The sequence below is a fragment of the Pseudomonas sp. Marseille-Q8238 genome (assembly GCF_965111915.1).
This window is the reverse complement of the sequence record NZ_CBCOPI010000001.1, coordinates 633,297-648,758: the sequence shown is the minus strand read 5'-3', so window position 1 is coordinate 648,758 and position 15,462 is coordinate 633,297. Positions and strand designations below refer to the sequence as shown.

Annotated in this window: 10 protein-coding genes, 2 tRNA genes and 3 rRNA genes; 4 read left to right on the top strand and 11 right to left on the bottom strand. The window is 55.8% G+C overall.

Going from position 1 to position 15,462, the window contains the following annotated elements:
- Positions 1–108: 108 nt before the first annotated feature.
- The 9 genes from ACWPW0_RS02810 to tyrS form a co-directional block, all read right to left on the bottom strand.
- A complete protein-coding gene (locus ACWPW0_RS02810; protein WP_447588828.1) occupies positions 109–786 on the bottom strand; it encodes an SPOR domain-containing protein in 678 nt (225 codons plus the stop codon).
- An 8-nt stretch (positions 787–794) separates the two neighbouring features.
- A complete protein-coding gene (locus ACWPW0_RS02805; RefSeq protein ID WP_454254381.1) occupies positions 795–1,547 on the bottom strand; it encodes a pantothenate kinase in 753 nt (250 codons plus the stop codon).
- On the bottom strand, positions 1,537–2,499 hold the full coding sequence (gene birA / locus ACWPW0_RS02800) for a bifunctional biotin--[acetyl-CoA-carboxylase] ligase/biotin operon repressor BirA (RefSeq protein ID WP_454254380.1): 963 nt from the start codon (positions 2,497–2,499) through the stop codon (positions 1,537–1,539). Before birA ends, ACWPW0_RS02805 begins: the two co-directional genes overlap by 11 nt.
- 136 nt (positions 2,500–2,635) lie before the next feature.
- A 5S ribosomal RNA gene (gene rrf, locus ACWPW0_RS02795) occupies positions 2,636–2,751 on the bottom strand.
- A 142-nt stretch (positions 2,752–2,893) separates the two neighbouring features.
- Positions 2,894–5,785 (bottom strand): 23S ribosomal RNA (locus ACWPW0_RS02790).
- A gap of 246 nt (positions 5,786–6,031) precedes the next feature.
- Positions 6,032–6,107, bottom strand: a tRNA-Ala gene (locus tag ACWPW0_RS02785).
- Between the two features lie 31 nt (positions 6,108–6,138).
- Positions 6,139–6,215: transfer RNA gene (locus tag ACWPW0_RS02780), tRNA-Ile, on the bottom strand.
- A 93-nt stretch (positions 6,216–6,308) separates the two neighbouring features.
- Positions 6,309–7,845 (bottom strand): 16S ribosomal RNA (locus ACWPW0_RS02775).
- The 16S, 23S and 5S rRNA genes sit together here with 2 tRNA genes alongside, the layout of an rRNA operon.
- A 530-nt stretch (positions 7,846–8,375) precedes the next feature.
- Positions 8,376–9,593, bottom strand: coding sequence for a tyrosine--tRNA ligase (tyrS, locus tag ACWPW0_RS02770; protein WP_454254379.1), 1,218 nt, complete (start codon positions 9,591–9,593; stop codon positions 8,376–8,378).
- 181 nt (positions 9,594–9,774) lie between these two features.
- Here tyrS and ACWPW0_RS02765 point away from each other — a divergent pair, with 181 nt between their 5' ends.
- Positions 9,775–11,205 carry a peptidoglycan DD-metalloendopeptidase family protein gene (locus ACWPW0_RS02765; protein WP_454254378.1) on the top strand — a complete coding sequence of 477 codons (1,431 nt, stop codon included), beginning with the start codon at positions 9,775–9,777 and terminating at the stop codon, positions 11,203–11,205.
- Positions 11,206–11,209: 4 nt separating this feature from the next.
- Complete coding sequence (locus ACWPW0_RS02760; protein WP_454254377.1) at positions 11,210–12,304, top strand: anhydro-N-acetylmuramic acid kinase; 1,095 nt, start codon at positions 11,210–11,212, stop codon at positions 12,302–12,304.
- 77 nt (positions 12,305–12,381) lie between these two features.
- Here the strand turns inward: ACWPW0_RS02760 and erpA are convergent, their stop codons facing one another.
- Together erpA and argC are read right to left on the bottom strand one after the other, a co-directional pair.
- A complete protein-coding gene (erpA, locus tag ACWPW0_RS02755; RefSeq protein ID WP_447588820.1) occupies positions 12,382–12,732 on the bottom strand; it encodes an iron-sulfur cluster insertion protein ErpA in 351 nt (116 codons plus the stop codon).
- 89 nt (positions 12,733–12,821) lie between these two features.
- Positions 12,822–13,856, bottom strand: coding sequence for an N-acetyl-gamma-glutamyl-phosphate reductase (gene argC, locus ACWPW0_RS02750; protein WP_454254376.1), 1,035 nt, complete (start codon positions 13,854–13,856; stop codon positions 12,822–12,824).
- Positions 13,857–13,992: 136 nt separating this feature from the next.
- Here argC and hemJ point away from each other — a divergent pair, with 136 nt between their 5' ends.
- On the top strand, positions 13,993–14,418 hold the full coding sequence (hemJ, locus tag ACWPW0_RS02745; protein WP_447588816.1) for a protoporphyrinogen oxidase HemJ: 426 nt from the start codon (positions 13,993–13,995) through the stop codon (positions 14,416–14,418).
- A gap of 35 nt (positions 14,419–14,453) precedes the next feature.
- Complete coding sequence (locus ACWPW0_RS02740) at positions 14,454–15,416, top strand: NAD(P)H-dependent flavin oxidoreductase (protein ID WP_447588815.1); 963 nt, start codon at positions 14,454–14,456, stop codon at positions 15,414–15,416.
- Positions 15,417–15,462 lie beyond the last annotated feature (46 nt).

Here is a 15,462-nt window from a genome sequence, read left to right as displayed (position 1 = left end):
CTGTCAAGCATTTTCTCATTAAAAACCTGAGCTTAGCTGCATTGCCAGTAACTTCGCATACTCACCCAAAAGTGACCACCCTGCGAAGCGGGCGCCATTCTATGCAAACTATCGCGCGGTTGCAACGCCTTCACAGGGCATTAATTGATGTTGTAGCTCCTTGAAGTCAGCCGCCAGCTGCTGCAGTAGAACATCGTCAGCCAGCCGACGGCTTTCCGGAGCTATGCGCACCCAGAAACTACGCTGCGCACGCTGCAATTCACGCAACAAGGGCTCGTAACCAGCATCACGCAAACGCTGCATGACGCTTTGCGCCGAGTCACTCCGAGGGAAGATACCCAGCGATATTCCATTAGCCAGATCGCCCTGGGTAATGATGTAGCTATCGATCTTGCGCGCCTGCAATTCCTTAAGTTGGCGTAGCGAAGCCTGACGAGAGGCAAGGGGAGCCAGATAAACCCAATAATCCATGCCAGCAGCGGCATCGACCGAATGAACCTCAGCCCGAATATCCAAGGACATCAGCCGCTGCTCAACCTGGCGAGCTGCCGACTCCTGCTGGAAGCTGCCAAGGAACAGACAAGTCTGTGTAGACGACGGCAACGCCCCCCCCTCATCGCGCCTCACACGCTGCTTATCCGCCTCACTCAGCAATTGGATCCCTTGTTGCGAGCCTCGATACATGGATATCGGCGCAACCTCTTTCGCTCGCAGAGGGGCCTGCTGCTGATGCCACACGTAATAGAAGAGGTTAAGGACCAGCAAAAGAAGAAACAGCCAGCGCATGAGAAACCTCAGGACAAGGGGCAGGCCGCAGCCAACCCGACGAACACCAGATCAGGCACAAGATGAGCACCAGGAAGCATCTCGCTCACTAGCGAAGCATCCCCTCCGGTCAAATAGACAGTGAATGCGTCTCCCCAATGCTCTCGCGCCAACTCCAATTGAGTCAGCACGAACCCACGCAACATCAAAGAGCAACCTCGCTCGACCGCCTCTACAGTGGAGCGTCCTGGCAACAGATTACTTAAGGCCTGCTCAGCAGCCACATCGTCATAGCGAATTTTTCGCGTATGCGTTCGCAACTGGTTGCGCATGAGCGGCACCCCGGGACAGATATAGCCTCCCAGATGCTCACCTCCTGCCGTCACGAAATCAGACGTAACGGCCGTCCCAAGATCCAAAACGAGACATGCCCTACCGCACAGTTGATAAGCCCCCACAAGCGCGAGCCAGCGGTCCAATCCCAATCGCGCATAATCGCTGTAGCCATTGCTCACGCCACAGAGGATTTGCGCAGCCTTTGCCTGTAGCACCGGGACAGAAAAAGCCTGCTCAATGCGCAAGGCCAGCTCCGTCGTCTCCTCATCACTGCGCACACTTACCAGGCGACACGCAGATACAACGAGGCCAGCTATATCACCCAGCGCCACAAAGAGCTCATCTGCAGAGCCGACTACACCACCGAGCACGCGGCCATTTCTCGCCTCCGCAACGATCAATCGCCACTTAATAAGGCTGTTGCCACAGTCCAACTCAAGAATCATCACGCAACCTCAGGCTTAGCTCTCCGCCACTAAAGTGACGCTCCTCCCCGGCAACCCGCATGCGCAAAGCCCCTTGCCGATCCACCCCGAGAACAACACCATCAATACGCTGCGGCCCAGCAAGTAAACTCACTTCAGCCCCCTGCCAGAGATGGCAAGCCTCCCACTCCTGGAGCAGACCAGAAAAACCCTTCTCGCGATGCAGCTCAAGATAGCGCTGCATCCAATGACTCAAACTCAAAGCCAACGCTGTACGATCAATAAGCTGCCCCGTATGCCCCCGCAGCGAAGCCCAGGGCTGATCGATATCCGCAACCGCACCAGTCATATTGACATTGATACCTATGCCGATAACGACCTGACAGATACTTGAAGGATCGCCAGCGAGTTCGATCAATATTCCAGCGATCTTTCGCCCATCGAGCAACAGATCATTCGGCCATTTCACCCCCACAGCCTCGCAACCAAACTCGAGCAGTACCCGGCGCACAGCAAGCCCAACCGTCAGACTCAAACCCTCAATGGGATAAACGCCACCATCGAGCCGAAGACCCAGACTGTAGTAAAGATTGGCACCATAAGGACTGACCCAAGCGCGACCACGCCTCCCGCGGCCACTACTCTGCTTTTCCGCAACGACTAACAAGGGAGCATCAGCCCCTGCACTTAGCAGCCGTAATGCCTCTGCATTGGTCGAGCCCACAGACTCCGCAAGGACAACTTTCCATCCATACGGGGCAAGGCTCTCGCTGAGATCACCAGCGCGCAATAGCGAAATGGGGGACGACAAGCGGTAACCACGCCCACGCACGCGAAAGATGGCAACGCCAAACTCTGCCTCCAGCCCCTGCAAGCGCTTCCAAACACCAGCCCGACTCAGGCCAATCGCACGGCCCAAGCTCTCACCAGAATGAAATTCGCCATCCTGTAATAGCTGCAGGAGCTTTTGCATGACAGTCTCGACCCAAAAAGAGGCTGGCATCATAGCGATGCATACCAGACTTGCCTAGAAATCAGCGTGCTCTTTTTCCGTCGCGCAAAGCCAAACCCCCAACCCGATTACTCGGATTGGGGGTTTGGGGATAGGAGCTTGACGATGACCTACTCTCACATGGGGAAACCCCACACTACCATCGGCGATGCGTCGTTTCACTACTGAGTTCGGGATGGGATCAGGTGGTTCCAACGCTCTATGGTCGTCAAGCAATTCGGTTGCTGTATCGGTGTTTAGTCGCTACAGCGAATTGGGTATGTGATGTGGTGGTATTGCGTGTTCAGGCAAATTTTCGGTTTGTTTGTCGACTTCAACCATCGAGCACACAAACAGCAAATTGTTTGGGTGTTATATGGTCAAGCCTCACGGGCAATTAGTATTGGTTAGCTCAACGCCTCACAGCGCTTACACACCCAACCTATCAACGTCGTAGTCTTCGACGGCCCTTTAGGGAGCTCAAGGCTCCAGTGAGATCTCATCTTGAGGCAAGTTTCCCGCTTAGATGCTTTCAGCGGTTATCTTTTCCGAACATAGCTACCCGGCAATGCCACTGGCGTGACAACCGGAACACCAGAGGTTCGTCCACTCCGGTCCTCTCGTACTAGGAGCAGCCCCTCTCAAATCTCAAACGTCCACGGCAGATAGGGACCGAACTGTCTCACGACGTTCTAAACCCAGCTCGCGTACCACTTTAAATGGCGAACAGCCATACCCTTGGGACCGGCTTCAGCCCCAGGATGTGATGAGCCGACATCGAGGTGCCAAACACCGCCGTCGATATGAACTCTTGGGCGGTATCAGCCTGTTATCCCCGGAGTACCTTTTATCCGTTGAGCGATGGCCCTTCCATACAGAACCACCGGATCACTAAGACCTACTTTCGTACCTGCTCGACGTGTCTGTCTCGCAGTCAAGCGCGCTTTTGCCTTTATACTCTACGACCGATTTCCGACCGGTCTGAGCGCACCTTCGTACTCCTCCGTTACTCTTTAGGAGGAGACCGCCCCAGTCAAACTACCCACCATACACTGTCCTCGATCCGGATAACGGACCAGAGTTAGAACCTCAAAGTTGCCAGGGTGGTATTTCAAGGTTGGCTCCACGCAAACTGGCGTTCACGCTTCAAAGCCTCCCACCTATCCTACACAAGCAAATTCAAAGTCCAGTGCAAAGCTATAGTAAAGGTTCACGGGGTCTTTCCGTCTAGCCGCGGATACACTGCATCTTCACAGCGATTTCAATTTCACTGAGTCTCGGGTGGAGACAGCGCCGCCATCGTTACGCCATTCGTGCAGGTCGGAACTTACCCGACAAGGAATTTCGCTACCTTAGGACCGTTATAGTTACGGCCGCCGTTTACCGGGGCTTCGATCAAGAGCTTCGCTTGCGCTAACCCCATCAATTAACCTTCCGGCACCGGGCAGGCGTCACACCCTATACGTCCACTTTCGTGTTTGCAGAGTGCTGTGTTTTTAATAAACAGTCGCAGCGGCCTGGTATCTTCGACCGGCATGAGCTTACGGAGCAAGTCCTTCACCCTCACCGGCGCACCTTCTCCCGAAGTTACGGTGCCATTTTGCCTAGTTCCTTCACCCGAGTTCTCTCAAGCGCCTTGGTATTCTCTACCCAACCACCTGTGTCGGTTTGGGGTACGGTTCCTAGTTACCTGAAGCTTAGAGGCTTTTCCTGGAAGCATGGCATCAACCACTTCACGCTCTAAAAGAGCGCTCGTCATCAGCTCTCGGCATTAAGACCCCGGATTTACCTAAGATCTCTGCCTACCACCTTAAACACGGACAACCAACGCCGTGCTGGCCTAGCCTTCTCCGTCCCCCCATCGCAGTAACTAGAAGTACAGGAATATTAACCTGTTTCCCATCGACTACGCATTTCTGCCTCGCCTTAGGGACCGACTAACCCTGCGTCGATTAACGTTGCGCAGGAAACCTTGGTCTTTCGGCGTGCGAGTTTTTCACTCGCATTGTCGTTACTCATGTCAGCATTCGCACTTCTGATACCTCCAGCCAGCTTCTCAACTGACCTTCACAGGCTTACAGAACGCTCCTCTACCGCATCACTTACGTGATACCCGTAGCTTCGGTGTATGGTTTGAGCCCCGTTACATCTTCCGCGCAGGCCGACTCGACTAGTGAGCTATTACGCTTTCTTTAAAGGGTGGCTGCTTCTAAGCCAACCTCCTAGCTGTCTAAGCCTTCCCACATCGTTTCCCACTTAACCATAACTTTGGGACCTTAGCTGACGGTCTGGGTTGTTTCCCTTTTCACGACGGACGTTAGCACCCGCCGTGTGTCTCCCATGCTCGGCACTTGTAGGTATTCGGAGTTTGCATCGGTTTGGTAAGTCGGGATGACCCCCTAGCCGAAACAGTGCTCTACCCCCTACAGTGATACATGAGGCGCTACCTAAATAGCTTTCGAGGAGAACCAGCTATCTCCGAGCTTGATTAGCCTTTCACTCCGATCCACAGGTCATCCGCTAACTTTTCAACGGTAGTCGGTTCGGTCCTCCAGTTAGTGTTACCCAACCTTCAACCTGCCCATGGATAGATCGCCCGGTTTCGGGTCTATACCCAGCGACTAAACGCCCTATTAAGACTCGCTTTCGCTACGCCTCCCCTATTCGGTTAAGCTTGCCACTGAATATAAGTCGCTGACCCATTATACAAAAGGTACGCAGTCACCCAACAAAGTAGGCTCCCACTGCTTGTACGCATACGGTTTCAGGATCTATTTCACTCCCCTCTCCGGGGTTCTTTTCGCCTTTCCCTCACGGTACTAGTTCACTATCGGTCAGTCAGTAGTATTTAGCCTTGGAGGATGGTCCCCCCATATTCAGACAAAGTTTCTCGTGCTCCGTCCTACTCGATTTCATTGATAAGAGATTTTCGCGTACAGGGCTATCACCCACTATGGCCGCACTTTCCAGAGCGTTCCGCTAATCTCAAATCAACTTAAGGGCTAGTCCCCGTTCGCTCGCCACTACTAAGGGAATCTCGGTTGATTTCTTTTCCTCAGGGTACTTAGATGTTTCAGTTCCCCTGGTTCGCCTCTTGCACCTATGTATTCAGTACAAGATAACCATCTTATGATGGCTGGGTTCCCCCATTCAGAGATCTCCGGATCAAAGTCTGTTTGCCGACTCCCCGAAGCTTTTCGCAGGCTACCACGTCTTTCATCGCCTCTGACTGCCAAGGCATCCACCGTATGCGCTTCTTCACTTGACCATATAACCCCAAGCAATCTGGTTACTGTCTCAAACGTGAAGACGACATTCGCCGAAAATTTGCAATATAGAGAACACGCAAATTTTACCTTGACTTGAATAACTACCAGTGAAAGTAATTATCCAGTCTACTTCTATCACATACCCAAATTTTTAAAGAACAGTTCTGGCGCAAAGACCAGAACTCAACACCCCAACCCCTACGGGCAGATGCTCAGTTCTGAGCTTTCAACGATTATCGAGTTAATGGTGGAGCCAAGGAGGATCGAACTCCTGACCTCCTGCGTGCAAAGCAGGCGCTCTCCCAGCTGAGCTATGGCCCCATTTACGGACTTGGCCACATCCCTTGACAATTGGTGGGTCTGGGCAGATTCGAACTGCCGACCTCACCCTTATCAGGGGTGCGCTCTAACCAACTGAGCTACAGACCCAATCGTCTAACTCTCGGGTGTAAACCCAATCGCTTTTCGCAAGTGAATCAAGCAATTCGTGTGGGAGCTTATGATAAAGCTGATGTCGTCGATTAAGGAGGTGATCCAGCCGCAGGTTCCCCTACGGCTACCTTGTTACGACTTCACCCCAGTCATGAATCACTCCGTGGTAACCGTCCCCCTTGCGGTTAGACTAGCTACTTCTGGAGCAACCCACTCCCATGGTGTGACGGGCGGTGTGTACAAGGCCCGGGAACGTATTCACCGTGACATTCTGATTCACGATTACTAGCGATTCCGACTTCACGCAGTCGAGTTGCAGACTGCGATCCGGACTACGATCGGTTTTATGGGATTAGCTCCACCTCGCGGCTTGGCAACCCTTTGTACCGACCATTGTAGCACGTGTGTAGCCCTGGCCGTAAGGGCCATGATGACTTGACGTCATCCCCACCTTCCTCCGGTTTGTCACCGGCAGTCTCCTTAGAGTGCCCACCATAACGTGCTGGTAACTAAGGACAAGGGTTGCGCTCGTTACGGGACTTAACCCAACATCTCACGACACGAGCTGACGACAGCCATGCAGCACCTGTGTCTGAGTTCCCGAAGGCACCAATCTATCTCTAGAAAGTTCTCAGCATGTCAAGGCCAGGTAAGGTTCTTCGCGTTGCTTCGAATTAAACCACATGCTCCACCGCTTGTGCGGGCCCCCGTCAATTCATTTGAGTTTTAACCTTGCGGCCGTACTCCCCAGGCGGTCGACTTAATGCGTTAGCTGCGCCACTAAGATCTCAAGGATCCCAACGGCTAGTCGACATCGTTTACGGCGTGGACTACCAGGGTATCTAATCCTGTTTGCTCCCCACGCTTTCGCACCTCAGTGTCAGTATCAGTCCAGGTAGTCGCCTTCGCCACTGGTGTTCCTTCCTATATCTACGCATTTCACCGCTACACAGGAAATTCCACTACCCTCTACCGTACTCTAGCTCAGTAGTTTTGGATGCAGTTCCCAGGTTGAGCCCAGGGCTTTCACATTCAACTTGCTGAACCACCTACGCGCGCTTTACGCCCAGTAATTCCGATTAACGCTTGCACCCTTCGTATTACCGCGGCTGCTGGCACGAAGTTAGCCGGTGCTTATTCTGTCGGTAACGTCAAAATTGCAACGTATTAGGTTACAACCCTTCCTCCCAACTTAAAGTGCTTTACAATCCGAAGACCTTCTTCACACACGCGGCATGGCTGGATCAGGCTTTCGCCCATTGTCCAATATTCCCCACTGCTGCCTCCCGTAGGAGTCTGGACCGTGTCTCAGTTCCAGTGTGACTGATCATCCTCTCAGACCAGTTACGGATCGTCGCCTTGGTGAGCCTTTACCCCACCAACTAGCTAATCCGACCTAGGCTCATCTGATAGCGCAAGGCCCGAAGGTCCCCTGCTTTCTCCCGTAGGACGTATGCGGTATTAGCGTTCCTTTCGGAACGTTATCCCCCACTACCAGGCAGATTCCTAGGCATTACTCACCCGTCCGCCGCTAAATCAGAGAGCAAGCTCTCTTCATCCGCTCGACTTGCATGTGTTAGGCCTGCCGCCAGCGTTCAATCTGAGCCATGATCAAACTCTTCAGTTCAATACTGCTTGGGTTTTGAGAAAACCCTAAACTTGGCTCAGCAATCGCAAATAAACTCTCGAATTCACGAGTGTTACTTGTGTTGCTGACAATCATTTGACTATCAGTCTTACATCACAAGCACCCACACGAATTGCTTGATTCAAGTTGTTAAAGAGCGTTTCGATCAAGCCTTTCGTCTCAACCGAGGCCGCGCATTCTACAGCAGCCTTTCAATCTGTCAAGCTGTTTTTGAAGAATTTTTCGTTTCTTCTCAACCGCCTGCGCTTCGGATCAGCAGAGCTTCTCGTCAGCGGGAGGCGCATTCTACAGCGTTACAAACCGCTGTCAACACCTCCTTTCCAGCATCTTCAGTCGCTCCCGACTGAAGCGCTGACAGGTCTAAACCACCACCTTGTCAGCCCGGCGCATTCTACTTGAATCCGCCACCGTTGCAACCTTTATTTTCGTCTAACTTCTTGTTTATCAAGGAGTTTTTCGATCCGACTGCACCGGAAGTGGTGCGCATTATAGGGGACCAAAATTTAACGTCAACCCTTAAATGCCGCTTTTTCAGCTTTTAGCGTGATACGCGCAAAAGCCTTCTTCCCAGCCTGACATACATGACTAGCACCCACCTTAAATACAAAGGTGCGATCAACCACTTCACCATCTATACGCACACTGCCAGCGCCCAGCAAATCACGAGCGCCCGCCGCATTCTTGACCAAGCCAGCCTTATTAAGGACGGACGAAACAAGCATGTCTTCATTAGTGAGCAGCTCGACCTCGGGCAGATTCTCTGGCAGCTCACCCTCCTTCATGCGATTGCCAGCAGAGCGATGCGCACTAGCCGCAGCCTCTTCACCATGGAAACGGGCAACCAGCTCTTCGGCAAGCTTGATCTTGATGTCACGCGGATTGGCACCCTGCGCCACATCCAGCTTGAATTGCTCGATCTCAGCCATCGGCCGGAAGCTCAGCAGCTCAAAGTAACGCCACATCAATGCATCCGGCATTGAGACGAGCTTGTTGTACATCACCCCAGGGGCTTCCTGGATACCTATATAGTTGCCCAAAGACTTGGACATCTTCTTCACGCCATCCAAGCCTTCCAGCAACGGCATGGTCACTACGCACTGGGACGCCTGGCCATATGCCCGCTGCAGCTCACGCCCCATGAGCAGGTTGAATTTTTGGTCGGTCCCACCAAGCTCGACATCTGCCCGCAACGCTACCGAGTCGTAGCCCTGCACCAACGGATAGAGGAACTCATGGATGGCTATGGGCTGGTTGCCGGTATAGCGCTTATCGAAGTCATCGCGCTCGAGCATGCGCGCAACGGTGTACTGCGAAGCCAGGCGAATGAAATCTGCCGGCGTCAGATGGTCCATCCAGGTCGAGTTGAAGGCCACCTCGGTCTTAGCCGGGTCAAGAATCTTGAAAACCTGGGTCTTGTAGGTTTCCGCATTCTCCAGCACCTGCTCACGGGTCAATGGCGGGCGGGTAGCGCTTTTGCCGCTGGGATCACCGATCATCCCGGTGAAGTCGCCAATCAGGAAAATCACCTGGTGTCCCAGATCCTGAAACTGACGCAGCTTATTAATAAGCACAGTGTGGCCCAGGTGCAGATCAGGCGCGGTCGGATCGAAGCCAGCCTTGATGCGCAGGGGCTGACCACGCTTGAGCTTCTCTACCAGCTCCGCCTCAACCAGGATTTCTTCCGCGCCGCGCTTGATCAGCGCCAGCTGCTCTTCAACAGACTTCATGACAGGACTCTTTAGACGCTCGGAAACAAAAGGGAACCAACCATACAAGATCACTGACCAATTACAAGTTTTGCGCCTCAGGTCTGCCACTTGGCCGATACAGAATCTGTAGGGTTGCCTATAGATAATTTTGATTATATTTTAGACAGTTAATGCATTCTTCCAAGAAACACCTTAAGCCATGACGCCATCCGCCCCCAAAGCCCCACCTCTATACCCCAAAAGCCACCTGCTGGCTGCCAGTGGTGTAGCGGCTCTGCTGAGCCTGGCCTTGCTGGTGTTCCCGTCACGCGAAGTCGAGGCGAAGAAGACCTACCTGAACCTGGATCTTGAGAGCAGTACCGAGCAACTGCTACAAGAAAAGGATGATCTGCGACCTGAGCAGATCCTCGGTAATCAGGACAACTCGCCCTTTTCCGGCAGCCTGAACCTGACCGAGCCCCAGAAGAGCGCTAACCAGAGCGCCGACCAGCAAGATTCCCTGTCTACCACTGAACCACCCTCTGATCCCCTGTTCAAGACTGTCACCGTAGGCAATGGCGATACCCTCTCGACAGTGTTCTCACGCGTAGGCCTGACAGCCACTGATCTGCATGAAGCACTCGGTGCCAATAAAGAAGCGAAGCAGTTCAGCCGCCTGAAAATCGGACAGGTGCTCGACTTCAAGCTGACGCCAGAAGGCAAACTGGACACATTGAGCAGCAAGCTCAGCGACCTAGAAAGCATCTCTCTGAGCAAAAACGACAGCGGCTACAGCTTCAAGCGCGACCGAGTCAAACCCGAAGTGCGGACCTCGTACGCACACGGCGTCATCAAAAGCTCTCTCTTTCTCTCGGCCAAACGCGCAGGCCTCTCGCACAGCCTGACCATGGACCTGGCCAACGTGTTTGGCTATGACATCGACTTCGCGCTCGATATTCGCGAGGGTGACGAGTTCGAAGTGATTTATGAAGAACACGTCGTCAACGGCAAGCAGGTTGGTAACGGTGACATCCTCGCCGCACGCTTCACCAACCGCGGCAAGCCCTACACCGCCGTGCGCTACACCAGCAAGCAGGGGGCGACCAGCTATTACAACGCTGACGGCAACAGCATGCGCAAGGCGTTCATCCGTACACCGGTAGACTTCGCCCGCATCAGCTCGCGCTTCTCCGTAGGTCGCAAACACCCGATCCTGAACAAGATTCGCGCCCATAAAGGTGTCGATTATGCAGCGCCACGCGGCACGCCAATCAAAGCCGCCGGCGATGGCAAGATCATCGTTGCCGGGCGTCGCGGCGGCTATGGCAATGCAGTGATCCTCCAGCACGGCAGCAGCTACCGTACGCTATACGGGCACATGCAAGGCTTTGCCAAGGGTATCCGTACCGGCGGCACGGTCAAGCAAGGACAGGTCATTGGCTATATCGGGACCACTGGCCTGTCCACCGGGCCGCACCTGCATTACGAGTTCCAGGTTAACGGTGTTCACGTTGACCCATTGAGCCAGAAACTGCCGATGGCCGACCCGATCGCCAAGACCGAAAAGCAGCGATTCATGCAATTGAGCAAGCCACTGATGGCGCGCATGGACCAGGAAAAAGCAACCCTGCTGGCTCTGGACAAGCGCTGATCACATGCAGCACTACCTGGGCTTGATGTCCGGCACCAGCCTTGATGGACTGGACATCGCCCTGATTCGCCAGGATGGGCAGAAGACCACGCTGCTCGCCACTCACTACGTACCGATGCCCGACAGCCTACGTGCGCAGATGCTTGGCTTGTGCGCGTCAGGCCCGGACGAACTGGCACGCGCCGCTGAAGCGGAAAACAGCTGGGTCGCACTGGCAGCCTCCGGTATCGACACCCTGCTCAGCGCCCAAGGCCTGAAACCTGATGCCATCCGCGCTATTGGTAGCCATGGCCAAACTGTCAGGCATGAGCCGGTACGCGGCTTTACCATCCAGATCGGCAACCCCGCCCTGCTCGTCGAGTTGACCGGCATCCCGGTGGTCAGCGACTTTCGCCGGCGGGATCTAGCCGCCGGCGGCCAGGGCGCGCCATTGGTTCCTGCCTTCCATGAAGCCCTGTTCGATGATGGCCAGCAGCGTCGGGCCGTGTTGAATATCGGCGGCTTCAGCAATTTGAGCCTGATAACCCCGGGGCAACCGGTGCACGGCTTTGACTGCGGCCCTGGCAATGTACTGCTGGATGCCTGGATCAATCGACAGCAAGGCGAACGCTATGACCGCAATGGCGCCTGGGCAGCCAGCGGCCAAGTCAGTGAAGCCCTGCTAGAGCGGTTGCTGAGCGATCACTACTTCCAGACCCAAGGCCCGAAAAGCACGGGGCGAGAGCTGTTCAACCTGCCCTGGCTCGAAAGCCACCTAAATGCGCTCCCCCCTATCGCCCCGGCAGATATCCAGAGAACACTTCTGGAGCTCACAGCCCGCAGCATCATTGATGCCCTGCAAGGCGCCCAGCAAGGAACCGCTGACCTGCTCGTATGCGGGGGCGGCGCGCATAACAGCACCCTGATGAATCGCTTGCAGGCGCTGCTCCCCGAGTGCCAGGTCAGCAGCACCGCCGCATTCGGTATCGCACCGGACTGGATCGAGGCCATGGCTTTTGCCTGGCTGGCTCATTGCTGCCTGGAAGGCATTCCCGCCAACCGCCCCAGCGTAACCGGCGCGAGGGGACTGAGAGTGCTTGGCGCGATCTATCCTGCCTAACCTCATATCCGCCATTCGGCAGAATGGTGGCTCATAAAAAAGCCGCGCAATTGCGCGGCTTTTTTATGACGGAACGATCAGATAGAGAAGGAAGAGCCGCAGCCACAGGTCGTCGTGGCATTGGGATTCTTGATGACGAAACGCGAGCCCTCCAGGCCCTCCTGATAATCCACCTCGGCACCTGCCAGATACTGGAAACTCATCGGATCAACCACCAGGCTGACGCCTTCGCGCTCAACGATAGTGTCGTCATCGGCCACATCCTCATCGAAGGTGAAGCCGTACTGAAACCCCGAACAACCGCCGCCAGTGACGAATACGCGCAGTTTCAGTCGAGGGTTGCCCTCTTCATCAACCAGATTCTTCACTTTGGTCGCCGCGCCCTGCGTGAATTGCAGCGGAGTGGGGGTGAAGGTCTCAACGCTCATCTTGCGAACTCCCGGCGCCAGGCGCCTTTTTACATACTGCCAGGCGGCAGATTATCCGCTTACCCTAGCAAATCGGTCAACTAATCGACTTACGGCATCAGCGCGGCATGGGACAACCCCAGACGCTCATCCAGACCAAAGAGGATGTTCAGGTTCTGTACCGCCTGCCCTGAAGCGCCTTTGACCAGGTTGTCGATGGCCGACAGCACCACCACCAACTCCCCGCCCTGCGGGCGATGCACGGCAATACGGCAAACGTTGGCGCCACGCACACTGCGGGTTTCCGGGTGGCTGCCCGCCGGCATCACATCAACGAAAGGCTCATTGGCATAGCGTTGCTCGAACAAGGCCTGGAGATCGACGCCCCGGTCCACGACCGTGGCGTACAGGGTCGCATGGATGCCGCGGATCATTGGCGCCAGGTGGGGAACGAAGGTCAGTCCCACCGGACCACCGGCCGCGCGGCACAAGCCCTGGGTGATTTCCGGCAGGTGGCGGTGTCCCTTCACCGCATAGGCCATCATGCTTTCGCTGGTCTCACACAGCAGCGAGCCAACCTTGGCCCCACGTCCTGCGCCGCTGACACCCGACGCACAGTTGGCGATCAAACGGCTTGGATCGGCTACTCCCGCCTCGAGCAGTGGCAGCAGGCCCAATTGGGTCGCAGTCGGGTAGCACCCAGGCACCGCGATCAGCCGCGCCGTCTTGATAGCCTCGCGATTGACTTCCGGCAGACCGTACACAGCCTCAGGCAGCAGCTCCGGCGCGCCGTGTGGCTGACCGTACCACTGCGCCCACTCCTCGGCATCCTGCAGGCGGAAGTCGGCCGACAGGTCGATCACGCGGGTTCCGGCAGCCAGCAGCTCGCCAGCCAGGGCATGCGCGACGCCATGCGGCGTCGCGAAGAACACCACGTCGCAGGCACCCAGCGTGGCCACGTCCGGCATGCTGAACGCCAAGTTATCGTAGTGCCCGCGCAGGTTCGGATACATGTCCGCCACCTTCACCCCGGTCTCGGAGCGCGAAGTGATGACCACAACGTCTGCCTGGGGGTGCTGGGCCAACAGACGCAGCAGCTCGACACCGGTATACCCCGTGCCACCGACGATACCCACCTTGACCATCACATAACCCTCGACACGAATCCGGAAAAGTCCCAGATGATAAGGCCAGCCGCACGCGCGGCCAACCTCGGACGTGACGCAGACACGGCGCTTTCACTACTATCGCAGGCACAATCTGCGCTGTAGGAAGGTTTCAATGCTTTATCTCTGGGTCAAAGCCCTGCACATCATTGCCATGGTCTGCTGGTTCGCGGGACTGTTCTATCTGCCACGCCTGTTCGTTTACCACGCCATGAGTGAGGATCAGACCAGCCGCGAACGTTTCTGCCTGATGGAGCGCAAGCTGTACCGCGGCATCATGCTGCCGTCGATGCTGCTCACGCTTGCCCTCGGTATATGGCTGCTTTACCTGTCACCCGGCTGGCTGAAGATGGGCTGGCTGCATGCCAAGTTGCTGCTGGTCGTGCTGCTGGTCGGTTATCACCACATGTGCGGTGCACAGTTGAAGCGCTTTGCGCGGGGCGAGAACAGCCGAAGCCATGTGTTCTATCGCTGGTTCAACGAAGTTCCGGTACTGTTCCTGCTAATCATTGTCATCCTGGTGGTGGTCAAGCCTTTCTGACTTCCGCCCCAACGCTAATAACAAGAGGAAACGCCATGTCCCTGCCCGCCCAGTTCGATCAACGCCTGCGCCTGCCAGTGGTCGCCGCACCGATGTTCCTGGTGTCGACCCCACAACTCGTGCTGGCCTGCAGCAACAATGGCGTGGTCGGCAGCTTCCCGGCACTGAACCAGCGGGATAGCGGCGGCTTCAAGGCATGGCTGGAAGAAATCGAAGCGGGCCTGGCACCTGATGCTGCGCCTTATGCCGTCAACCTGATCGTACACGGCAGCAACCCGCGCCTGCAGGCTGACCTGGCGATCTGCGTGGAACACAAGGTGCCGCTGGTGATCACCAGCCTCGGAGCCGTCAAGGAAGTCGTGGACGCCGTGCACAGTTATGGCGGCCTGGTCTTCCATGACGTGACCACCCGGCGTCATGCCGAGAAGGCCGCCGAAGCTGGCGTCGATGGCCTGATTGCCGTGGCGGCAGGTGCCGGTGGCCATGCTGGCACGTGGAGTCCGTTTGCCCTGGTCGCGGAAATTCGCCAGTTCTTCGACAAGACCGTGCTGCTGGCCGGCTGCCTCAACAGCGGCCAGGAGATTCTCGCGGCTCAGTTGCTCGGTGCCGATCTGGCTTACCTTGGCAGCCGCTTCATTGCCACGCGGGAAAGCAATGCCAGTCAGGCTTACAAGGATATGGTGCTGAATGCCCGGGCAGCCGACATCATCCACACGCCCGCCGTTTCCGGAGTGCCGGCCAGCTTCATGCGCCAAAGCCTGGAGCAGGCGGGTTACGACCTCAACCGCCTGCAGGACAAGAGTGCGGTCAACTACGGCGAGAAACTCAAACCGGTCGACGATGAAGCCAAGGCGTGGAAAACCGTCTGGTCGGCCGGACAAGGCGTCGGCGGCATCAGCGATCTACCCAGCGTCAGCGAACTGATTGCCCGCCTGGACCAGGAGTACCGTGCAGCCCTGGCCAAGGCTGGGCAAATCGGCCAGCGCTGGCCGGGTTGATCCGACTCATTTCCATTCACTCCATCTAATCCTCACCTACACAGGG